The 21,669-nt window shown below is 73.4% G+C and carries 18 protein-coding genes and 1 tRNA gene; 13 read left to right on the plus strand and 6 right to left on the minus strand.

All coding sequences use genetic code 11. The features are described 5' to 3' along the window. Window positions 1-130 precede the first annotated feature (130 nt). From ACFYWQ_RS38645 to ACFYWQ_RS38675, 7 genes are all read left to right on the plus strand, one after another. Complete coding sequence (locus tag ACFYWQ_RS38645) at window positions 131-703, plus strand: YqgE/AlgH family protein (RefSeq protein WP_389523905.1); 573 nt, start codon at window positions 131-133, stop codon at window positions 701-703. A 29-nt stretch (window positions 704-732) separates the two neighbouring features. Further along, a complete protein-coding gene (locus ACFYWQ_RS38650; protein WP_189941567.1) occupies window positions 733-1,014 on the plus strand; it encodes a DUF3039 domain-containing protein in 282 nt (93 codons plus the stop codon). Between the two features lie 1,027 nt (window positions 1,015-2,041). Beyond that, window positions 2,042-3,691, plus strand: a complete 1,650-nt coding sequence (locus ACFYWQ_RS38655) for a beta-N-acetylhexosaminidase (protein WP_389524071.1) — start codon at window positions 2,042-2,044, stop codon at window positions 3,689-3,691. Window positions 3,692-3,964: 273 nt separating this feature from the next. Then, window positions 3,965-4,858: an FAD binding domain-containing protein gene (locus ACFYWQ_RS38660; RefSeq protein ID WP_385076663.1), complete on the plus strand. Its 894-nt coding sequence runs from the start codon at window positions 3,965-3,967 to the stop codon at window positions 4,856-4,858. Beyond that, window positions 4,855-6,753 (plus strand): 2Fe-2S iron-sulfur cluster-binding protein, encoded by a 1,899-nt coding sequence (locus ACFYWQ_RS38665; RefSeq protein ID WP_389523911.1) that lies wholly within the window; start codon window positions 4,855-4,857, stop codon window positions 6,751-6,753. Before ACFYWQ_RS38660 ends, ACFYWQ_RS38665 begins: the two co-directional genes overlap by 4 nt. Beyond that, window positions 6,750-9,059 carry a xanthine dehydrogenase family protein molybdopterin-binding subunit gene (locus ACFYWQ_RS38670; protein WP_389523914.1) on the plus strand — a complete coding sequence of 770 codons (2,310 nt, stop codon included), beginning with the start codon at window positions 6,750-6,752 and terminating at the stop codon, window positions 9,057-9,059. The genes ACFYWQ_RS38665 and ACFYWQ_RS38670 overlap by 4 nt, the downstream gene beginning before the upstream one ends. A 370-nt stretch (window positions 9,060-9,429) precedes the next feature. Continuing rightward, window positions 9,430-10,611 carry an SUKH-4 family immunity protein gene (locus ACFYWQ_RS38675; protein WP_389523916.1) on the plus strand — a complete coding sequence of 394 codons (1,182 nt, stop codon included), beginning with the start codon at window positions 9,430-9,432 and terminating at the stop codon, window positions 10,609-10,611. Between the two features lie 78 nt (window positions 10,612-10,689). Here ACFYWQ_RS38675 and ACFYWQ_RS38680 read toward each other — a convergent pair. Further along, window positions 10,690-10,761 (minus strand) — tRNA-Cys (locus tag ACFYWQ_RS38680). A 212-nt stretch (window positions 10,762-10,973) separates the two neighbouring features. Between ACFYWQ_RS38680 and ACFYWQ_RS38685 the strand changes: the two genes are divergently transcribed. From ACFYWQ_RS38685 to ACFYWQ_RS38710, 6 genes are all read left to right on the plus strand, one after another. After that, window positions 10,974-12,479 carry an MFS transporter gene (locus tag ACFYWQ_RS38685; RefSeq protein ID WP_389523919.1) on the plus strand — a complete coding sequence of 502 codons (1,506 nt, stop codon included), beginning with the start codon at window positions 10,974-10,976 and terminating at the stop codon, window positions 12,477-12,479. A 30-nt stretch (window positions 12,480-12,509) separates the two neighbouring features. Next, window positions 12,510-12,707: an Arc family DNA-binding protein gene (locus tag ACFYWQ_RS38690; RefSeq protein WP_385076716.1), complete on the plus strand. Its 198-nt coding sequence runs from the start codon at window positions 12,510-12,512 to the stop codon at window positions 12,705-12,707. A 3-nt stretch (window positions 12,708-12,710) separates the two neighbouring features. Continuing rightward, window positions 12,711-13,094: a type II toxin-antitoxin system death-on-curing family toxin gene (locus tag ACFYWQ_RS38695; RefSeq protein WP_389523921.1), complete on the plus strand. Its 384-nt coding sequence runs from the start codon at window positions 12,711-12,713 to the stop codon at window positions 13,092-13,094. Window positions 13,095-13,208: 114 nt separating this feature from the next. Beyond that, window positions 13,209-15,026, plus strand: coding sequence for a DEAD/DEAH box helicase (locus tag ACFYWQ_RS38700; RefSeq protein WP_389523924.1), 1,818 nt, complete (start codon window positions 13,209-13,211; stop codon window positions 15,024-15,026). A gap of 348 nt (window positions 15,027-15,374) precedes the next feature. Beyond that, window positions 15,375-16,016 (plus strand): IclR family transcriptional regulator, encoded by a 642-nt coding sequence (locus ACFYWQ_RS38705; protein WP_389523927.1) that lies wholly within the window; start codon window positions 15,375-15,377, stop codon window positions 16,014-16,016. Window positions 16,017-16,487: 471 nt separating this feature from the next. After that, window positions 16,488-17,279, plus strand: a complete 792-nt coding sequence (locus tag ACFYWQ_RS38710) for a S16 family serine protease (protein WP_389523930.1) — start codon at window positions 16,488-16,490, stop codon at window positions 17,277-17,279. A gap of 34 nt (window positions 17,280-17,313) precedes the next feature. On the opposite strand, the gene ACFYWQ_RS38715 is transcribed toward ACFYWQ_RS38710, so the two are convergent. The 5 genes from ACFYWQ_RS38715 to ACFYWQ_RS38735 are packed head-to-tail and all read right to left on the minus strand — an operon-like array spanning window position 17,314 to window position 21,556. Beyond that, a complete protein-coding gene (locus tag ACFYWQ_RS38715; protein WP_389523932.1) occupies window positions 17,314-18,306 on the minus strand; it encodes a glycine betaine ABC transporter substrate-binding protein in 993 nt (330 codons plus the stop codon). Window positions 18,307-18,320: 14 nt separating this feature from the next. Continuing rightward, a complete protein-coding gene (locus ACFYWQ_RS38720; RefSeq protein WP_389523935.1) occupies window positions 18,321-19,157 on the minus strand; it encodes an ABC transporter permease in 837 nt (278 codons plus the stop codon). Beyond that, complete coding sequence (locus ACFYWQ_RS38725) at window positions 19,154-20,416, minus strand: betaine/proline/choline family ABC transporter ATP-binding protein (protein WP_389523937.1); 1,263 nt, start codon at window positions 20,414-20,416, stop codon at window positions 19,154-19,156. The genes ACFYWQ_RS38720 and ACFYWQ_RS38725 overlap by 4 nt, the downstream gene beginning before the upstream one ends. Continuing rightward, on the minus strand, window positions 20,409-21,056 hold the full coding sequence (locus ACFYWQ_RS38730) for an ABC transporter permease (RefSeq protein WP_389523939.1): 648 nt from the start codon (window positions 21,054-21,056) through the stop codon (window positions 20,409-20,411). Before ACFYWQ_RS38730 ends, ACFYWQ_RS38725 begins: the two co-directional genes overlap by 8 nt. Window positions 21,057-21,061: 5 nt before the next feature. Next, a complete protein-coding gene (locus tag ACFYWQ_RS38735; protein ID WP_389523941.1) occupies window positions 21,062-21,556 on the minus strand; it encodes an Lrp/AsnC family transcriptional regulator in 495 nt (164 codons plus the stop codon). Between the last annotated feature and the right edge of the window lie 113 nt (window positions 21,557-21,669).

The following is a 21,669-nucleotide window of genomic DNA, read 5'->3' on the forward strand; positions in this document are numbered from 1 at the left end:
CCGTCCGCGCGACCGCCGCCCGCGGCGGCGTCGACGCGGCCCGGCGCGCTCCCCCCGTGACACCGCCGCCCTCACCCTCCTCGCCGTATTGCCTCCCCATGCGGCGCGAAGATGGGGGATCATGTCTGGCATGACCGAGGTGTCCTCGCTCACAGGGCGGCTGCTCGTGGCTACCCCCGCCCTGGCGGACCCGAACTTCGACCGTGCGGTGGTGCTCCTCCTCGACCACGACGAGGAGGGCTCGCTCGGTGTCGTCCTCAACCGTCCGACGCCGGTGGGCGTGGGCGACATCCTGGAGGGCTGGGCTGACCTCGCCGGGGAACCCGGGGTCGTCTTCCAGGGCGGCCCGGTCTCCCTCGACTCGGCGTTGGGCGTCGCGGTGATCCCCGGCGGCCCGGCCGTCGACGGCACCCCCCTGGGCTGGCGGCGGGTGCACGGCGCGATCGGCCTCGTCGACCTGGAGGCCCCGCCGGAGCTGCTCGCCTCCGCCCTCGGCTCCCTGAGGATCTTCGCCGGGTACGCCGGCTGGGGCCCCGGCCAGCTGGAGGACGAGCTGGTGGAGGGCGCCTGGTACGTCGTGGAGTCCGAGCCCGGCGACGTGTCCTCGCCGTCCCCGGAGAGACTCTGGCGGGAGGTGCTGCGCCGCCAGCGCAACGAGCTGGCGATGGTGGCCACGTATCCGGACGACCCTTCGCTCAACTGATGCGCAGGAGCTTCAGTACCCTTGGCGGTATGAGCACTCTCGAGCCCGAGCGCGGCACCGGTACGGGGACCCTGGTAGAACCGACGCCGCAGGTGTCGCACGGAGACGGCGACCACGAGCGCTTCGCGCACTACGTCCAGAAGGACAAGATCATGGCGAGCGCCCTCGACGGGACGCCCGTCGTGGCGCTGTGCGGCAAGGTGTGGGTGCCCGGCCGTGACCCGAAGAAGTACCCCGTGTGCCCGATGTGCAAGGAGATCTACGACTCCATGGGCTCCGGGGGCGACGACCAGGGCAAGGGCGACAAGTAGCGCGGCGGCCGGGGCCTCGGCGGGCTCCGTCCGCACCTCGTCCGACGACAGGGCCTTCAGGGTGCGCAGCGGCGCGCCCCGGAGGCCTTCGCGTCGTTCTGCCACCGCGTCCGTGGTGCCGGGCCTCCGCCGGTCGGCCGAGTGGTCGAGACCTCTTGTGGCCGTGCGGACGGAGGCTTTGATCTCGCTGCCGTTGTGCCGGTGTCGTGCTGGTGTCGTGCCGATGGTGTGCCGGTGTCGTGCTGCCGTTGGGCCGCCTTTGTGCTGGTCGGAGCGGGGACGGCGCCCGCCGCGTCGCGGACTCGGGGGTGCCGTGACGACCGCCTCTCCCGTCTCCTTTCCCGGCCTGTCCGGGAAGGCCGCGGCCGGTGCGCGGTGCGCGGTGCGCGGTGCGCGGTGACCGGGGTGGCGCCCGCGTCCTTCGGGGAATCCCCGCCCTCCGTGAAATCCCTTCGGCGTGTGTGCGAAGGCCGCGAATTCCGCCGTCACTTCCCCGGCGGCCGCCTCCTGAGGGGCGTCGGACGACCGTTCCCGAGGTGATCGTGTTTCTCGCCGCGACCGCCGCCCCGCGCTTCCGCTTTCGTCTCCCGGCCGCCCCGTCGATCGTTTTCCCGGTGGTGCGGGCGATGCGCCCGGAAGGGCCGGGCTTCCCGTTGTTCCGCCCCGGCCGGAACACCGCCCGGTCGGCCGCCCCGAGGGTGTTCGCACCGCTCCCTTCGCCCTCTCCCCGCCCTTCGCGATACCCATGGCGATACGGACTCCGAAAAGCTTCGGTAAAGGCGCGTCCGCTTCCGGACGACTTCCCGTTCGGTGAGCCGTCCGCCCCCGGCGGCACTTCCCCGCCGACGCCTCCGACGACCCGGCCGGTGTTCCGCCGGCCGGTTACCCGTACAGCGCGGAACGGTTACGCGTACAGCGCAGACCGGATACCCGTACAGTGCCGGCCGGTCTTCCGGCCGGCCCGACGTGAAGGACCGACATGACGTCCGACATGAGCTCCGACGGGACGGGCGGCCCCGCTCCCGGCATGACGTCCGCACACGACGTGATCCCGCGGCCGAGGGCCGTCGAGCGCCTTCCCGGCGGCGCCGTCCTGCTCGACCGGCACACCGCGCTGTACGCCGGGCCGGGCACGGACACCACCGAACGCTGGCTGCGGGCCGTCCTCGGCCCGGCCCTCGGCCTGCCCCTGCGGCCGGGCCCCCGGGACGCCCACGACGCCGTACGGCTGCACGTCGACGGCACCCTGGAACCCGAGGCCTACCGGCTCTCCGCCGTCGCCGGCGGCGGCGTGGACATCCGGGGCGGCGACGCGGCCGGCGTCTTCCGGGGCGCGCAGACCCTGCGCCAGCTGCTCGGCCCCGACGCCTTCCGGCGCGCGCCCGTACGCCCCGGGGCGCCCCGCGGCATCGCGCCCCGGACCGTCGAGGACTCCCCCCGCTTCCGCTGGCGCGGTCTCCTCCTCGACGTCGCCCGGCACTTCATGCCCAAGGACGGCGTTCTGCGCTACCTGGATCTGATGGCCGCGCACAAACTGAACGTCCTGCACTTCCATCTGACGGACGACCAGGGCTGGCGGATCGAGATCACCCGGTATCCGCGCCTCACCGGCATCGGCTCATGGCGGCCCCGCACGAAATTCGGCCACCGCGCCTCACCGCTGTGGGACGACAGGCCGCACGGTGGCTTCTACACGCAGGACGACATCCGGGAGATCGTCGCCTACGCCGCCGAACGGCATATCGCCGTCGTCCCCGAAATCGACGTACCGGGCCACTCGCAGGCCGCCGTCGCCGCGTATCCGGAACTCGGCAACACCGACGTCATCGACACCACCGCCCTCTCCGTCTGGGACACCTGGGGCATCAATCCGAACGTACTCGCCCCCACCGACAACACCCTGCGGTTCTACGAGGGGGTGTTCGAGGAAGTGCTGGATCTGTTCCCCGCGGACGCCGCCGAGTTCTCGTCGTTCGTCCACATCGGGGGCGACGAATGCCCCAAGGACCAGTGGCGGCGCTCACCCGCCGCGCAGGCCCGGATCGAGGAACTCGGCCTCGCCGACGAGGACGCGCTCCAGGCGTGGTTCGTCCGGCACTTCGACACCTGGCTGGCCGCGCGCGGGCGCCGGCTCATCGGCTGGGACGAGATCCTGGAGGGCGGCCTCGCCGACGGGGCGGCCGTGTCGTCCTGGCGGGGCTACGCGGGCGGGATCGCGGCCGCGCGCGCGGGACACGACGTGGTCATGTGCCCCGAGCAGCAGGTGTACCTCGACCACCGGCAGGACGGCGGCCCGGACGAGCCCGTGCCGATCGGCTACGTGCGCACCCTGGAGGACGTCTACCGCTTCGAGCCCGTACCACCGGAGTTGACGCCCGAGGAGGCCGGCCGGGTGCTGGGCACGCAGGCCAACCTGTGGACCGAGGCGATGGAGGACGCCGCGCGCGTGGACTACCAGGCCTTCCCCCGCCTCGCCGCCTTCGCCGAGGTCGCCTGGAGCCGGCTGCCCGCCCCGGCGGAACGCGACTTCGCCGACTTCGAGCGGCGGATGGGCGCCCACTACGCGCGACTTGACGCCCTCGGCGTCGCCTACCGGCCGCCGGACGGGCCCCGGCCGTGGCAGCGGCGGCCCGGGGTGCCCGGACGCCCGCTCGACGGACCGCCCCCCGGCCGGTAGCCGCACGGCGGGACAGCGGCGCACCGCACCGCGCCCTCCCGGCGCGTCACGGAAAAACCACGACAGGATCACCGAAGAGTGGCAATCCGAGCACATCGGTGAAGAGGTGTGAAACCGGTCCATCTCCCTGATGAGGTGGGCGAATGCCTCCTAGCGGACCCCCGCGTTCGGGCGTTGCGAAGATGTGCCAGAGTTGCCACGTCCGGCCTGTCAGCACGTACCGTACGGCAACACAGGTGGGACCAGGTGGGGCAGCGGGAAGGGGCAGCCGGTTTGACCACGCACGCACCGCAGGCGGCGCAGGCCGTCACGCTGCCCACGACGCTGGACGAGGCCGTGGCGGCCCTCGCGGCCATGCCCGCCGCCGTACCCGTCGCGGGCGGCACCGATCTGATGGCCGCCGTCAACTCCGGTCAGCTCAGGCCGGCCGCGCTGGTCGGCCTCGGCCGGATCAGCGAGATCCGCGGCTGGCAGTACCAGGACGGGCACGCCCTGCTCGGCGCCGGGCTCACCCACGCGCGCATGGGCCGCCCCGACTTCGCCGCCCTCATCCCGGCGCTCGCGGCCGCCGCGCGCGCCGCGGGCCCGCCGCACATCCGCAACGCGGGCACCCTGGGCGGCAACATCGCCTCCGCGTCCCCCACGGGCGACGCGCTGCCCGTCCTGGCGGCCCTGGAGGCGACCGTGGTCGTCGCGGGTCCCGGCGGCGCCCGCCGGGAGATCCCGGTCTCACACCTGCTGGCCGGCATGGAGATGCTGCGCGGCGGCGAACTCATCGGGTACGTGCGCGTGCCGCTGCTGCACGCCCCGCAGGTCTTCCTGAAGGCGACCGGCCGCACCGGCCCGGGCCGCGCCGTCGCCTCCGTCGCCCTGGTCCTCGACCCCGCCCGGCGCGGAGTCCGGTGCGCCGTCGGCGCCATAGCGCCGATGCCGCTGCGGCCCCTGGAGGCCGAACAGTGGGTCGCCCGGCTCATCGACTGGGACAACAACCGCGCGATCGTCCCCGAGGCGCTCCACGCCTTCGGCGAGTACGTCGCCGCCGCCTGCATCCCCGACCCGGCCCCCGCCGAGGACGGCTCGGTGCAGCCGCTTCCGCCCGCCGTACTGCACCTGCGGCGCACCGTCGCCGCACTGGCCCGACGAGCACTGGGGAGGGCGCTGTCGTGACCGACGACCAGCACGGACAGGGCACGCCGCAGGGCGGCGGCCGCTGGGACCCGCTGCCCCAGGGCGACTACGACGACGGCGCCACCGCCTTCGTGAAGCTTCCCGAGGGCGGGATCGACGCCCTGCTGGCCGGCCGCGGCGACAGTCCGCTCGCCGCCCCCGGGCACGGGTACGTGCCGCCGCGGATCACCGCGGCCCACGAGGGCGCCGACCCGTCGGCGACCGGCGCGGACGCGTGGACGAACCCGGCCGGCGGCACCGAGTGGCCCGCCGCCGCGACGGGCGGCACGGCCGGCGACGACCGGTTCACCTACCACCCCGGCGGCACCGGGCAGTGGACCTTCGACGAGACCACCGCGCCCGCCGCGGAGCCCGCCCCCGGCCACGACGTGACCGGGCAGTGGTCGATCCCGGTCGCCGGCGGCGACCTCCCCGACGAGTCCGGCGAGTTCACCACGTCGTCCCTCGTCGAGCAGTGGGGCGGCACCCCCCCGGCGACCCTGCCGGGAGGCGCGCCCGCGCCCTGGGCGACCGGACCGGCACCGGACGCGGGGAACACCCCGGCACAGCCGTGGGACCGGCAGCCGGAAGGCCCCGTCGGGCAGCCGTCCGACGTCCCCGTTCCCCCCGGCGCACCGGGGCACGCCCAACCGCTTGCGGACGCCTCCGCGTTCGCGCCGGCACCCGAGCACACGGCACCGCCCGCCCCCGGGCCGTCGTACGAGACGCCGTCGTACGGGTCGCCCGTGTACGAGACGCCGCCGTACGGGACCGCGCCGTACGAGTCCGCGCCGTACGACTCCCCGATGGCCGAGTCCCCGATGCCCGAGCGGGACGAGCGCAACGAGCACGACGAGCGCGGTGAATGGGACGAGCGGGACCTGCGGGGCGAGCGGGAGGCCGTGGAAGCCTCACAGGGCGCCTCCGAGCCCGGTGAGGTCCCGGTGGACCTCCACGGCGCTCCCGGGGCCGCACAGGGCCGGGAAGTGGCCCGGACGGCCCCCGGAGCCGCACACCCGACGGCGGACCCGGCCGGCGCCGAACCGGTCACCGCCGAGCCGCCGTTCGACGGACCCGGCCCCGCCGGGGCCCCCGAGCCGCCGGCCGACCCCGCCGCAGCCCCGCACGACGGGCACGAGGACGCCCCCGGTGCCGAGGACGCAGCCGACGCCGAGGCCGCCCCGCCCGGGGACGGCGCCGGACCGGACGACGCCGCCGAGGCCGCCCCCGACGCCCCGCCCCTCCACGACGACCACCCCCTCGCCTCCTACACGCTGCGCGTCAACGGCTCCGACCGTCCGGTCACCGACGCCTGGATCGGCGAGTCGCTGCTCTACGTGCTGCGCGAGCGGCTCGGCCTCGCGGGCGCCAAGGACGGCTGTTCGCAGGGCGAGTGCGGGGCCTGCAACGTCCAGGTCGACGGGCGGCTCGTCGCCTCCTGCCTGGTGCCCGCCGTGACCACCGCCGGCAGCGAGATCCGCACCGTCGAGGGCCTGGCCGTCGACGGGCAGCCGTCCGACGTGCAGCGGGCGCTCGCCCGGTGCGGGGCCGTGCAGTGCGGCTTCTGCGTGCCCGGCATGGCGATGACCGTGCACGACCTGCTGGAGGGCAACCCCGCGCCCACCGAACTGGAGGCCCGCCAGGCCCTGTGCGGCAACCTGTGCCGCTGCTCCGGCTACCGGGGCGTCCTGCGGGCCGTCAAGGACGTCGTCGCCGAACGCGAGGCGCACGCCGCCGCCGAGGCCGACGCGGACGGCGACGAGGCCCGCATCCCGCACCAGGCGGGCCCGGGTGCCGGCGGTGTCAACCCGTCGGCGTTCGAGAACCCGGCACAACCGCACCCGAACGACCCGGTGTACGGACACGGACAGGGCCAGGACGGAGGCCAGGCGTGAGCAACGAAGCAGCCACCGCGACGGCGCCCGCGGAGGCCGCCCCCGCCCCCGAGCCGATCCCGCACGGCCTCGGCGCGTCCCTGCCGCCCGCCGACGCCCGCGCCAAGACGGAGGGCACCTTCCCCTACGCGGCCGACCTGTGGGCCGAGGGCCTGCTGTGGGCGGCCGTGCTGCGCTCCCCGCACGCGCACGCGCGCATCGTCTCCATCGACACCTCCCACGCGCGTGAGATGCCCGGCGTACGGGCCGTCGTCACCCACGAGGACGTGCCCGGCAGCGTGCTGCACGGACGCGGCACGGCCGACCGCCCGGTGTTCGCCTCCGAGGTCGTACGCCACCACGGCGAGCCCATCGCGGCCGTCGCCGCCGACCACCCCGACACCGCTCGGATGGCCGCCGCGGCCGTCATCGTCGAGTACGAGGTGCTCGACCCGGTCACCGACCCGGAGCAGGCCTTCGAGGCGGAGCCCCTCCACCCCGACGGCAACCTGATCCGGCACATCCCGCTGCACCACGGCGACCCCGCCGCGTCCGGCGAGGTCGTCGTCGAGGGCCAGTACCGCATCGGCCGCGCCGACCCCGCCCCCATCGGCGCCGAGGCCGGCCTCGCGGTGCCCCGCCCCGACGGCGGCGTGGAGCTCTACGTGGCCTCCACCGACCCGCACACCGACCGCGACGCCGCCGCCGCCTGCTACGGCCTCTCACCCGATCGGGTGAAGATCGTCGTGACGGGGGTGCCGGGCGCCACCGCCGACCGCGAGGACCAGGGCTTCCAGCTCCCGCTCGGTCTGCTGGCCCTGCGGACCGGCTGCCCGGTGAAGCTGACGGCGACCCGCGAGGAGTCCTTCCTCGGCCACGCCCACCGCCACCCCACCCTCCTGCGGTACCGCCACCACGCGGACGCCGAGGGCAAGCTGGTCAAGGTCGAGGCGCAGATCCTGCTCGACGCGGGCGCCTACGCCGACACCTCCGCCGAGGCCCTGGCCGCCGCCGTCTCCTTCGCCTGCGGTCCGTACGTCGTCCCCCACGCCTTCATCGAGGGCTGGGCCGTACGCACCAACAACCCGCCCTCCGGCCATGTCCGCGGCGAGGGCGCGATGCAGGTCTGCGCCGCCTACGAGGCGCAGATGGACAAACTGGCCAAGAAACTCGGCGTCGACCCGGCCGAACTGCGGCTGCGCAACGCCATGGCGACCGGTGACGTGCTCCCGACCGGCCAGACCGTGACCTGCCCGGCGCCGGTCGCCGAACTCCTCCAGGCCGTCCAGGAGTTCCCGCTGCCGGCCCTGCCGAAGGACACCCCGGAGGAGGACTGGCTGCTGCCGGGCGGCCCCGAGGGCGCGGGCGAACCGGGCGCGGTGCGCCGGGGCGTCGGCTACGGCCTGGGCATGGTGCACATGCTCGGCGCGGAGGGCGCCGACGAGGTCTCCACGGCCACGGTCAAGGTCCAGGACGGCGTCGCGACGGTGCTCTGCGCGGCGGTGGAGACCGGCCAGGGCTTCACGACACTCGCCCGCCAGATCGTCCAGGAGACCCTCGGCATCGACGAGGTGCACGTCGCCCCCGTGGACACCGACCAGCCCCCGGCCGGCCCGGGCTGCCGCGGCCGCCACACCTGGGTCTCCGGCGGCGCGGTGGAACGCGCGGCCAAGATGGTCCGCACCCAGCTCCTCCAGCCCCTGGCCCACAAGTTCGGCATGTCCACCGAACTGCTCCAGATCACCGACGGCAAGATCACCTCCTACGACGGCGTCCTGTCGACCACCGTCACCGAGGAGCTCGTCGGCAAGGAACTGTGGGCCACGGCCCAGTGCCGCCCGCACCCGACCGAGCCGCTGGACGGCGCCGGCCAGGGCGACGCGTTCGTGGGCCTCGCCTTCTGCGCGATCCGCGCGGTCGTCGACGTCGACATCGAACTGGGCTCGGTACGGGTCGTGGAGCTGGCGGTCGCCCAGGACGTGGGCCGGGTCCTCAACCCGGCGCAGCTGGACGCGCGGATCGAGGCGGGCGTCACCCAGGGCGTCGGCATCGCCCTCACCGAGAACCTCCGCACCCCGCGCGGCCTGGTCCGCCACCCCGACCTCACCGGGTACGCGCTCCCGACGGCCCTGGACGCGCCCGACATCCGCATCGTCAAACTCGTCGAGGAGCGCGACGTGGTCGCGCCGTTCGGCGCCAAGGCGGTCAGCGCGGTCCCGGTCGTCACCTCACCGGCGGCCATCGCCTCCGCCGTACGCGCCGCGACGGGCCGCCCGGTCAACCGGCTGCCGATAAGGCCGCAGGCGGCGGTGGTCACGGGCCAGTGAGCGGGCCCCGCCTGAACGGGACGGTGCTCGTCGCTGCGCGCGGGGACGCCTTCCACCGGACGGCTGTCTCCGACCGTTTCCGACCGTTTCCGGCCGTCTTCGGCCGTGAGGAGTACGTGCCCGCACCCTGAGCCTCGGGCCTCGGGCCTCGGGCCTCGGGCCTCGGGCGGTGTCGGGCCACCCCGCAGTGGACCGTGGGGGAGACGGTCGAGGCGATCCGGGTGGGGCGGGAACGCGCGAGGGTGATCCGGCGTCTACTCGTGCGGGGCCCGTTGTCAGTGGTGCCGCGTAGTGTTCGGGGCAGTGGAACAGCGGCGGGCCGGGGGCCCGCCGTCGGGGACGGCACACACACTTCACGCACGGGGGACCGATGGGTACGACCGGGACCGCCGCCGGTGCGGCGGTGATCACCTTCACCGAGGACGAGCTGGATCCGTACGTCACCCACACGCCGACGCGCCGCTGGCTGACCGGCCCCGGACTGCCGGGCGTCGGCGAGCTGCTGACGTTCGACGCGCTGCGCGCGGACGGCCTGCGCACGGTGGCCGACTCCACCGGCGACCCGGAGGGCCGCCTCGCGCCCGGCCTGCGCGACCAGCTCGTCATCGGCGGCCTGACCGGCCCCGGCGGCCCCGTGACGGAGTCGGTGCTGCTCGACGGCGCCACCGGCGAGGTCACGACGACCTACTTCTTCCACGACCGCCCCGACCTGATGGACCGCCGGCCGCTCGCGCCGTCCCTCCAGACGCTGGTGCGGTTCGCCACGGCCGCCGACGAACTGGCGGCGCTGCGCGGCCAGTTCGCGGCCTACGCGGGCCGGTGCGGACCCGAGGTGGTGGCGGAGGCGACCGGCCGGCTGCTCGCGCTGTACGAGGCCGGCTCGGACGGCGAGGTGCCCCCGTTCTGGCGGCTGGCCGCGGTGGTCCGCCCCCTGGCCCTCATCGCGGGCCCCGGCACCCGGTCCGACCTGGCCCTGGACCTCCCGCCCCGGCTCCTGGACGAGGAGTTCGGCGCCCGCGCCGTCGTCCGCTTCGAGGACGTCGACTTCCCGGCCGCGCTCACCCACGAGCCGACCCGCCGCTTCCTGCGGGAGGTGGGCCTGCCGGAGGAATGCGTCTGGTTCACCCTGGACACCGACGCCCCCCTCCCCACCCTCACCGAGCACCGGGCGGACGACCCGGACGCCGCCCTCCCCGCCGGCGCGGCCCACCTGATCCGCCTCGGCCACCTCGCCGAGGACACCAGCCTCGTCGTCGACGGCACCACGGGCGCGGTCCTCTCCTGGAGCGAGCCGGACACCGTCCTGCGCCCCTTGAACGCCGACGTCTCGACCCTCGCGTTCACCCTCTGGCTGATCCACCACGAACGCACCCTCGACGCCGACCACGCCCTCACCGAGGCCTACGACCAGCTGGCCGCCACCATGACCCGCACCCTGGCCGCCCTCGACCCCCTGGCCTGCGACCCGACCCCGTCGACACCGGGCGACGACGGATGGCGGTACTGGCCGGAGATGTTCGAGGACGAGGCGGGCGGAGGGCTGTACGCGTAGAAGGACGGGGCCGACGGCCGGAAGGGTGGCACCCCTCCCGGGGTACCACCCTTCCGTCTTGCCTGGTCGCAACACCAGAGGCCGTGGCGGGAATTGAACCCACGTACCTCGCTTTGCAGGCGAGTCCCTAAGCCACTCGGGCACACGGCCGTTCATCGGTTCCACCGGGTGGTGTGCCCTGCCGAACCGCGTGACATGACCGTAGAGCGGGGGCGGGTGGGGGCTCAAGGGGGGCGTGCGGGCTGCAATGCGACTGCCACACGGCGTTCATGAAACGGGGTGGGGCGTAGGACCAACGGACCAGACGGGGGCCCGTCTCCGGACAGGGGTCAACGTCGGTTGCGGGCCTTACTCTGGCGGGCATGGCCGCCCTCGAATCCCGCGACACCGGTGTCGCAGACGACTCCCCGACGCCCGTCGGTCCCACCCCGCCCCCGTCCTCGTCACCGCCGCCGTCGCCCTCTCCGTCCTCCGGTGACACCGTCCTCGGGCGTTCCTACCGGTCCCTGAGCATCGGGATCGTCTCCGTCGTCCTCCTGATCGCCTTCGAGGCGACCGCCGTGGGCACGGCGATGCCCGTGGCGGCACGGGAGCTGGACGGGGTGTCGGCGTACGCGTTCGCGTTCTCCGGGTACTTCACGACCAGTCTGTTCGCCATGGTGCTGGCGGGGCAGTGGTCCGACCGGCGGGGGCCGCTGGGACCGCTGACCAGCGGCATCGCCGCCTTCGCCGCCGGGCTCCTGCTGTCCGGGACCGCCGGGACGATGGGGCAGTTCGTCCTCGGGCGGGCCGTGCAGGGGCTCGGCGGGGGACTCGTCATCGTCGCCCTGTACGTCGTCGTCGGGCGGGCCTATCCGGAGCGGTTGCGGCCGGCGATCATGGCGGCGTTCGCGGCGTGCTGGGTGGTGCCGTCCGTCGTGGGGCCGCTCGCCGCGGGCGCGGTGACCGAGCATCTGGGGTGGCGGTGGGTGTTCGTGGGGATCCCGGTGCTGGTCGTCCTGCCGCTCGCGCTCGCGCTGCCCCAGATACGGCGGCGGGCGGGCGGCCCGGTCGACGGGGCCGGGGGCGCCGCGCCCGACCGGCGCCGCATCCGGCTCGCGCTCGGCATCTCCCTCGGCGCCGGCCTGCTCCAGTACGCCGCCCAGGACCTGCGGCCGCTGTCCCTCCTCCCCGCCGTCGCGGGCGCCGCGCTGCTGGTGCCGGCCGTCCTCGGACTCCTCCCGCGCGGCACCTGCCGGGCGGCCCGCGGACTGCCCTCGGTGGTGCTGCTGCGCGGGCTCGCCGCGGGTTCCTTCGTCGCCGCCGAGTCCTTCGTGCCGCTGATGCTGGTCACGCAGCGGGGCCTCAGCCCGACGCTCGCCGGGTTCTCGCTCGCGGCCGGCGGGGCGACCTGGGCACTGGGGTCGTGGGTGCAGTCCCGGCCGCGGGTGGAGCCGTACCGGGAGCGGCTGATGACCGTCGGGATGGTGCTGGTGGCGGCCGCCATCGCCGCCGCGCCCAGTGTGCTGATCGACGCCGTGCCCGCCAGGACGGTGGCCGTCGCCTGGGGCTTCGGCTGTTTCGGCATGGGCCTGGTGATCTCCTCCAGCAGCGTGCTCCTGCTCCAGCTGTCCGCCCCGGAGGAGGCCGGCAGCAACTCCGCCGCCCTCCAGATCTCGGACGCGCTGTCCAACGTCCTGCTGCTGGCGGCCGGCGGCGCCGCCTTCGCCGCGCTGGGCGGCGGCACGGTCACCCACGCGGCCGCCGACGCCTCCGGCTCCCACCCGGCGGCCTTCGCGGCCGTCTTCCTGCCGATGGCGGCGGTGGCACTGGCGGGGGCCTGGGTGACGACCCGGTTGCGGTCCCGTGAGCGAGTGGTACCGGAATGACCCCACGCGTGGTACCGTTTTGGTATGGCTATGAATCTCCGTCTCCGTGACGACCAGCAGGAAGCGCTGAGGCTGCGGGCCGAGGAGGAAGGGCGCAGTATGCACGCCATAGTGCTTCAGGCGATCGACCGGTATCTGGAGCAGGAGGCGGACCGGACCACGGTGCGGCGCCTCGGGGCGAAGTACGCGGCAGCCCATGCGGACCTGCTGCGGAGGCTGGGGGAGTAGCGGGTGAAGTACCTGACGGTTCAGGAGGTCCTGGATCTGGCCGAGCTGGCGTGCGGGGGACAGGAGATCGCCGTACGCGATCTGGGACTGCTCAGCTCGGCTGTGCACCGCCCCCGGTCTCAGATGTTCGGCGTCGAGGCGTACACGGACCTGTTCGAGAAGGCCGCCGCACTGCTTCAGTCGCTTGCCGTCAATCACCCTTTGGTGGACGGCAACAAGCGCATGGCCTGGATGTCCACCGTCGTCTTCCTTGATTTCAACGGCACGGAGATGGTCGGCGTCGACCAGGACGAGGCGTACAAGCTCGTCATCGAGGTGGCGTCGGGCAGCCTGGAGGACGTGGGGATGATCGCCCGGCGGCTGGAGGCTCTGCACGAGGCGATGTGACCTGTCTCCCATCCGGGCACGCCCCCGCCTCGTCCACGCGATGACGGGGTCGGGCCGCCGGTAGGGTGGCCCGGTTGTCATACGTAGCCGAGACCGACCCCCGAACCGGAGACCGTGACTACTACCGCCGCCTCCTCCCCCTCCACGGCCGCTTCCACCTCCCACCACCTGTCACCCGCCTTCCCCGGCCGCGCCCCCTGGGGCACCGCCAGCAAGCTGCGGGCCTGGCAGCAGGGGGCGATGGAGAAGTACATCCAGGAGCAGCCGCGCGACTTCCTCGCCGTCGCCACCCCCGGCGCCGGCAAGACGACCTTCGCGCTGACGCTCGCGTCCTGGCTGCTGCACCACCACGTCGTGCAGCAGGTGACCGTGGTAGCGCCGACCGAGCACCTGAAGAAGCAGTGGGCGGAGGCGGCCGCGAGGATAGGCATCCGGCTGGACCCGGAGTACAGCGCGGGACCGCTCAGCAGGGACTACCACGGGGTCGCGGTGACGTACGCGGGCGTCGGCGTCCGGCCGATGCTGCACCGCAACCGCAGCGAGCAGCGCAAGACGCTCGTCATCCTCGACGAGATCCACCACGCCGGTGACTCCAAGTCGTGGGGCGAGGCCTGTCTGGAGGCGTTCGAGCCGGCCACGCGGCGGCTCGCCCTCACCGGTACGCCGTTCCGCTCCGACACCAACCCCATCCCCTTCGTGGCGTACGAGGAGGGCAACGACGGGATCCGGCGGTCGGCCGCCGACTACACGTACGGCTACGGGTCCGCGCTCGCGGACAACGTCGTGCGGCCCGTGATCTTCCTTTCCTACAGCGGCAACATGCGCTGGCGGACCAAGGCCGGCGACGAGATCGCCGCGCGGCTCGGCGAGCCGATGACCAAGGATGCGATCAGCCAGGCCTGGCGTACGGCCCTCGACCCGCGCGGCGACTGGATGCCGAGCGTGCTGCGCGCCGCCGACCAGAGGCTGACGGAGGTCCGCAAGGCGATCCCGGACGCGGGGGCGCTGGTGATCGCCTCCGACCAGGACTCCGCGCGCGCCTACGCCAAGCTGATCCGCGAGATCACGGGGACGAAGGCGACCCTCGTCCTCTCCGACGACGCCGGCGCATCCGACCGCATCGACGAGTTCAGCGGCAACACCGACCGGTGGATGGTCGCGGTGCGGATGGTGTCCGAGGGCGTCGACGTGCCGCGGCTCGCGGTCGGGGTGTACGCCACCACGATCTCCACCCCTCTCTTCTTCGCGCAGGCGGTCGGGCGTTTCGTACGGTCGCGGCGGCGCGGCGAGACCGCGTCCGTGTTCCTGCCGACCGTCCCCGACCTGCTCGGCTTCGCCAACGAGATGGAGCGCGAGCGCGACCACGTCCTCGACAAGCCCAAGAAGGAGGGGGGCGAGGAGGACCCGTACGCCGAGTCCGAGAAGGAGATGGACGAGGCGAACCGGGAGCAGGACGAGGACACCGGCGAACAGGACATGCTGCCCTTCGAGGCGCTGGAGTCCGACGCCGTCTTCGACCGCGTCATGTACAACGGGGCCGAGTTCGGCATGCAGGCCCACCCGGGCAGCGAGGAGGAGCAGGACTACCTCGGCATCCCGGGGCTGCTGGAGCCCGAGCAGGTGCAGCTGCTGCTCCAGAAGCGGCAGGCCAAGCAGATCGCGCACAGCAAGAAGAAGCCGGACACCGAGGCCGACCTGCTGGAGCTGCCCGCCGAACGGCGGCCGGTCGTCTCCCACAAGGAGCTGATGGAGCTCCGCCGGCAGCTCAACACGATGGTCGGCGCCTACGTCCACCAGAGCGGCAAACCGCACGGGGTGATCCACACCGAGCTGCGGCGGGTGTGCGGGGGACCGCCGAGCGCCGAGGCGACGGCGGGCCAGCTGCGGCAGCGGATCGCCAAGGTCCAGGAGTGGGCGACCCGGATGGCGTGACGTCCCGGGGCGGCGGGGCTGCGGGGATGCCGCCTGTCCCCGGTCGGCCCACCGGCTCCCTGCGCTCGGGGTGTGTGCTGTACGTATCGGGACAAACACAGGTAGTCCCCTCCGGTCAATGACCGGATTCTGGACGGAGCCTTCCGCTCAGCGAACCGGCTTCGCTACTGTCCCGCTACGCACACGCCCCGTGGCAGCGCCGCCGCGGAGCGCAGCCGTGAAGCGACCAGGCCCGGACAAGCCGGGCCCACCTGCCGATCGGCGGCCTCTGAAGCGCGTCTCCGACGGGACTCGGTGACGCATCCGCCGCGAGAGGGCCGCCGACCTCATCACTAAGGAGTGGGCGTCGTGACCGCGGAGACCTCCCAGACGCTCGATCGAGGGCTGCGGGTCCTCAAACTGCTGGCCGATACCGACCACGGGCTGACCGTCACCGAGCTTTCCCACCGACTCGGCGTGAACCGGACCGTCGTGTACCGGTTGCTCGCCACGCTGGAGCAGCACGCACTCGTACGGCGCGACCTGGGCGGACGGGCCCGGGTCGGGCTGGGGGTGCTGCGGCTGGGCCGGCAGGTGCATCCGCTGGTACGGGAGGCGGCGCTGCCGGCGCTGCGGTCGCTGGCCGACGACATAGGCGCGACCGCCCATCTGACCCTGGTCGACGGGACGGACGCGCTGGCCGTCGCCGTGGTGGAGCCGACGTGGACGGACTACCACGTGGCGTACCGGGCCGGGTTCCGGCACCCGCTGGACCGGGGGGCGGCGGGCAAGGCGATACTCGCCGCGCGCCACCAGGCGCTGGAGGATCCCGGGTACGCGTTGACCCACGGTGAACTGGAGGCGGGGGCGAGCGGTGCGGCCGCGCCACTGCTGGGGGTGACGGGGGTCGAGGGCAGTGTGGGAGTGGTGATGCTGGCCGAGGCGGTGCCGGAGCGGGTGGGGCGGCGGGTGGTGGATGCGGCTCGGGAGGTGGCGGAGGCGTTGCGCTGAGCGCTGGGCGCTGGGCGCTGGGCGCTGGGCGCTGTGCCGGGGCGTGGGGTGCCGGGGGCGCGGTGTCGGCGTGAGGTGAGGGCGGTGGACAGCTGGCCCTCGTGTGAGGTGCGGGCCGGTGGGGGCGCGGGGCGGAGGGGGTGCGCAGCCCGGCGTCGCGGGGTGCCGCCGCGCCCACCCGTGCCGCCCCAGCGGCACGACTGCCCGCGGCTGCGGCTGTGGCGCGCCTGCCTGCGGCTGTGGTGAGTGCGGGTGCGGCTGTGGGGCGCCTGCCTGCGGCTGTGGTGAGTGCGGGTGCGGCTGTGGCGCGCCTGCCTGCGGCTGTGGTGAGTGCGGGTGCGGCTGTGGGGCGCCTGCCCGCGGGTGCGGTGAGTGCGGGTGCGGCGTGGTTCTGGCCGGTGTGTTGTCTGTGGGTGTCGCCCCTGACCACCGCCCCGCTGGCGCGTCGCCCCCTCGCGTTAGATTGACTCCGTGCTCTCACGCCTCACGCGTCTTCAGGCCCTGGCCGTCTGTGCTCTGCCCCTCGTCGCCCTGCTCGCGACGGCGGGGCTGGCGCCGTTGCCGTTCTCGGTGGCGCAGCCGGGGATGACGGCGGATGTGCTGGGGGAGAACAAGGGCACCCCGGTCATCACGATCTCCGGCGCGACCACCCGGGAGACCCGGGGGCAGCTGCGGATGACGACCATCGAGGCGACCGGTCCGGACGCGCGGGTCTCGCTGGAGGACGTGGTCGACGGCTGGTTCCGCACCGACCAGGCGATCATGCCGCGGGACTCGGTGTACCCCAGCGGTGACAGCACCGAGGAGATCGAGCGGTACAACACCGAGCAGATGGAGGAGTCCCAGGACGCCGCGACCGAGGCGGCGCTGCGCTACCTCGGCCGCACCGACGACGGCGTCGAGGTCACGTTGAAGCTCGCCGACGTCGGCGGTCCCAGCGCCGGTCTGCTGTTCTCCCTGGGCATCGTCGACAAGCTGGACGGCGACGGCAGCGGCGGTGACCTCACGGGCGGCCGTACCGTCGCCGGGACGGGCACCATCGACGCCGACGGCACCGTCGGCGCGGTCGGCGGGGTCGCGCTGAAGACGCAGGCCGCCCGCCGGGACGGCGCCACCGTCTTCCTCGTACCGAAGGACGAGTGCGCGGACGCCCGGGCCGAGCTGCCCGCGGGGCTGCGGCTGATCCCGGTGACCACCCTGAAGGGGGCGGTGGAGTCCCTGACCGCCCTGGCGAACGGCAAGGGCTCCGTACCGAACTGCTGAGCCCCGGGCCGACAGGGGTACGGGCCCCGTCGGCCTACTTCACGAACCCCTGTTCCTTCATCCAGTCCAGCGCCACCTGGTGCGGGTCCTCGCCGTCCACGTCCACCTTCGCGTTCAGGTCCTGGGCCACCGTGTTGTCCAGCTTCGCGGTGACCGGGTCGATGACGTCCGCGATCGCCGGCCACTTCTCGAAGGTCCTGGTGTTGACCACCGGGGCGGCGTTGTAGTTGGGGAAGAACTTCTTGTCGTCCTCCATCACCACCAGGTTCATGGACTTGATGCGCCCGTCGGTGGTGAACACCTCCCCGTACGTGCAGCTCCCCTTCGCCGTCTCGGTGTAGATGATGCCGGTGTCCATCTGGGTGATCCGCGACGCCGGCACGTCCATGCCGTACGCCTTCTGCATGCCCGGCAGCCCGTCCGCCCGGTTGGCGAACTCGCCCTCCACGCACAGGGTGACGGCGGCCGGGTCGGACTCGGACAGCGCGGCGACCTCCGACAGCGTCCTGGTGCGGTACTTCTTGAAGTTGGCCTGGTTCATCGCCAGCGCATAGGTGTTGTTCAGCCGGGACGGCGGCAGCCACGTCACCCCGTTGCGCACGTCCGCGTCGCGCACGGCCTCCCACTGTCCGCGCGGGTCGGTGATGGGCTCGCTGTTGCCCTGGTACGTGATCCAGGCGGTGCCCGTGTACTCGTACATGGCGTCGGCGTCCCCGTTGCGGATGGCCTCGCGGCTGCCGATGGAGCCCTGGATGCCGGTGCGGTCCAGGACGTCGGCGCCGGCCGCCTGGAGGGCGATGCCCATCATGGCGCCGAGGATGAGGTTCTCGGTGAACGACTTCGACGTCACGGTGAGACGGGCGCCCTTGAGCGGCTCGCCCTGCCCGATCGACCCGGGCGAGACGTCGTCGACCATGGGGGAGCCGCTGGTCAGCCCGCAGCCGGAGGCCAGCACCAGCGCCCCGGCGAGGCACCCGGCCGTGCACCGGACCCGCCCCACGGGTCTCCTCCGCCTCCGACACCTCATCTGCCTCGGTGGGCTCATCCGCCCACCTCCAGTCCCCGCGGCCGCAGCAGCACCTCGGCCAGCGAGGCCAGCCAGTCCACCAGCAGGGCCAGGGCGATGGTGAGGACGGAGCCGAGCACCAGCACCGGCATCCGCTGGTTGGTGATGCCGGCGGTGATCAGGACGCCGAGCCCGCCGCCCCCGCCGAAGGTCGCCAGGGTCGCGGTACCGACGTTCAGGACGAGGGCGGTGCGGACACCGGCCAGGATCAGCGGGACCGCCAGCGGCAGCTCCACCTTGGCGAGCACGCCCACCGGGGACATCCCGATGCCGCGCGCCGCCTCCAGCAGCGTCGGGTCGTTCGCCTTCAGACCGGCGATGGTGTTGGAGAGCACCGGCAGGATGGCGTAGACGATGATGCCGATCAGGGCCGCCTTCTCGCCCGTGCCCAGCCAGATCACCAGCAGCGCGAGCAGACCGATCGCGGGGGTGGCCTGGCCCATGTTGGCCATGGCCATCGCGAAGGGGGTGGCCCTGCGCAGGGGCATGCGGGTGAGCAGGATGCCCAGCGGGATCGCGATGACCAGCACGAAGAAGGTGGAGATCACGGTCAGTTCGATGTGCTGCCACAGCGCCCTCGACACCTGCCCGCCGGACAGCGCGTTCTGGGAGATCGTGTCCAGGTCCGCCTGCTGGAACCACAGCCAGGTGGCGAGCAGCAGGGCGACCAGGAAGGCGGGCAGGACCGTCAGCTGCTGCCAGGTGAAACGGCGCCGCGGGGGACCGGGCGCCGGCGGCGGGCCCTCGGTGCCGTCCCGGCCGGGCGCCTCCTCGTCCCCCACCGCCTCCTCGACCGGTTCCGGGCTCCTCATGCCTTCACCTCCCCGCCGTGGCCCTCCTGCTCCGCGTGCGTCTGCGGGGCCCGCGCCTCCTCCAGCTCGTGCTGGGCCTCCAGCGCCTCCAGCCGGTCGGCCTCCAGCAGCTCGTGCACGGAGTTCAGCAGCGTCTCCATGTCGACGACGCCGATGTACTCGCCGCGCCGCCCGGTGACCGCGACCCTGCCGGTGTTGTCCGTCAGCACCGCCTCCAGCGCGTCCCGCAGCGTCGCGTCCCTGGTCACGGTGTCGCTCACCAGGGTGCCCGCGCGGGCCAGCGAGCCCTTGGCGCGCATCAGGTCGCCGCGCCGCAGCCACTTGTAGGGGCGGTCCCGCCGGTCCAGCAGCAGGATCTCGTTCGTGCCGCTGGTGCGCAGCCGGTTGAAGACGGTCTGGAGCGGGTCCTCCACGCTCACCGTCGGGTAGCCGGTGACCTCGACGTCCCGTACGCGGGTGAGGTTCAGCCGCTTCAGGGCCGCCCCCGCGCCCACGAACCCGGACACGAAGTCGTCCGCCGGGTTGGTGAGGATGGCCTCCGGGGTGTCGAACTGCGCGATGTGCGAGCGCTCGCGCAGCACCGCGATCCGGTCGCCCAGCTTGATCGCCTCGTCGAAGTCGTGGGTGACGAACACGATCGTCTTGTGCAGTTCGTGCTGGAGCCGGATCAGCTCGTCCTGGAGGTGGTCGCGGGTGATCGGGTCCACGGCGCCGAACGGCTCGTCCATCAGCAGCACCGGCGGATCCGCCGCCAGTGCCCGCGCCACGCCCACGCGCTGCTGCTGTCCGCCGGAGAGCTGGCGCGGATAGCGGCCGCGGAACTCCCCGGGGTCGAGGCCGACCAGGTCGAGCATCTCGTCCACCCGGTCCCTGGTCCGGCCCTTCGGCCAGCCCAGCATCCGCGGTACGACCGCGATGTTCTGCGCGACGGTCATGTGCGGGAAGAGGCCGGACGACTGGATGGCGTAGCCGACCTTGCGGCGCAGCCGCACCGGGTCGATGTCGGTGACGTCCTCGCCGTCGATGCGGATGCGCCCGCCGCTCGGCTCGATCAGCCGGTTGATCATCTTCAGGGTGGTCGACTTCCCGCAGCCCGACGGCCCGACGAAGATGACGGTCTCGCCCGCCCTGATCTCCATGTTCACGTTGTCCACGGCCGGCTGCGCACTGCCGGGGTAGTGCTTGGTGAGGTTCTCCAGCTCGATCGTCGCGCCGTGCGAGACGGACGGGTCCGGGGAGCCGGGCCGGGCCTCAGGCACGGATCCCCCTCGGGATCGTCAGCCGTCCGACGACGACGTACGCGGCGTCGAACAGCAGGGCCAGGACGATGATCCCCAGCGTGCCCGAGAGGACCTGGTTGAGCGCGTTCTTGCTGCCCAGGGAGGCGATGCCGCGGAAGATCTCGTTGCCGAGGCCGGGCCCCGAGGCGTACGCGGCGATGGCGGCGATGCCCATCAGCATCTGCGTGGAGACCCGGATGCCGGTCAGGACCGGCGGCCACGCCAGCGGCAGCTCCACCCGCGCCAGCCGCATCAGCCGGGACATCCCGATGCCCGTCGCCGCCTCCACCAGGGACGGGTCGACGCCCCGCAGGCCCACGATCGCGTTCCGTACGACCGGCAGCAGCCCGTACAGGGTCAGCGCGATCACCGTCGGCGGCACCCCCAGGCCCACCAGCGGGATCAGCAGACCGATCATGGCGAGGGACGGGACGGTCAGGACGGTGGAGGTGGCGGTGGTGGCGAGGTTGCCGGCCCAGCCGCTGCGGTAGGTGACGACCGCGATCAGCAGACCGAGCACCGTCGCCACGACCATGCACTGGAAGACGACGCTGGCGTGCTGAAAGGCGTCGGTGAGCAACTGCTGGTGGCGGTTGCCCAGGTACTCCCAGAAGTTCACGCGCCTCACCCCGAGTCGGTCGGTTCCTCTCCCGGTCCCAGGGCCGCCTGCTCCACCAACGGGATGATCCGCAGCGGAACGGCGTTCTCCATCACGATCGCGGTGGAGGCCCGGACGATCCCATCAAAGCCGACAACCCGGTCGATCACCCGCTGGAGATCCGCGTTGGAGCGGGCCACCAGCCGGCACAGCATGTCCCCGCTGCCGGTGGTGGTGTGCAGCTCCAGCACCTCCGCGACACCCGCCAAGTGCGCCCGAACGTCGGCCCCTTGCCCCTGCCGGATCTCCAGCGTGGCGAACGCCGTGACCGGGTAGCCGAGGGCCGCCGGGTCCACCTCGGGACCAAATCCGCGGATGACTCCGTTCGACTGAAGCCGGTCGAGCCGCGCCTGCACGGTGCCCCGCGCCACCCCCAGCCGCCGGGACATCTCCAGCACGCCGATGCGCGGCTCCCGGGCCAGCAGCACGATGATCCGGCCGTCCAGACGATCGATCGCCATACCCTGCCTCCGAGATGGTCAGCCTGTACAGAAAGCCCGCCGGGACCGCCGTGGCGCTGGGCAGACTGCCCAGCGGACGAGCGAAGTGTTGCGCACCTTGCCGGGCGGCGCGA

It is taken from the genome of Streptomyces sp. NPDC003247 (assembly GCF_042888135.1).
Lineage (GTDB): Bacteria > Actinomycetota > Actinomycetes > Streptomycetales > Streptomycetaceae > Streptomyces.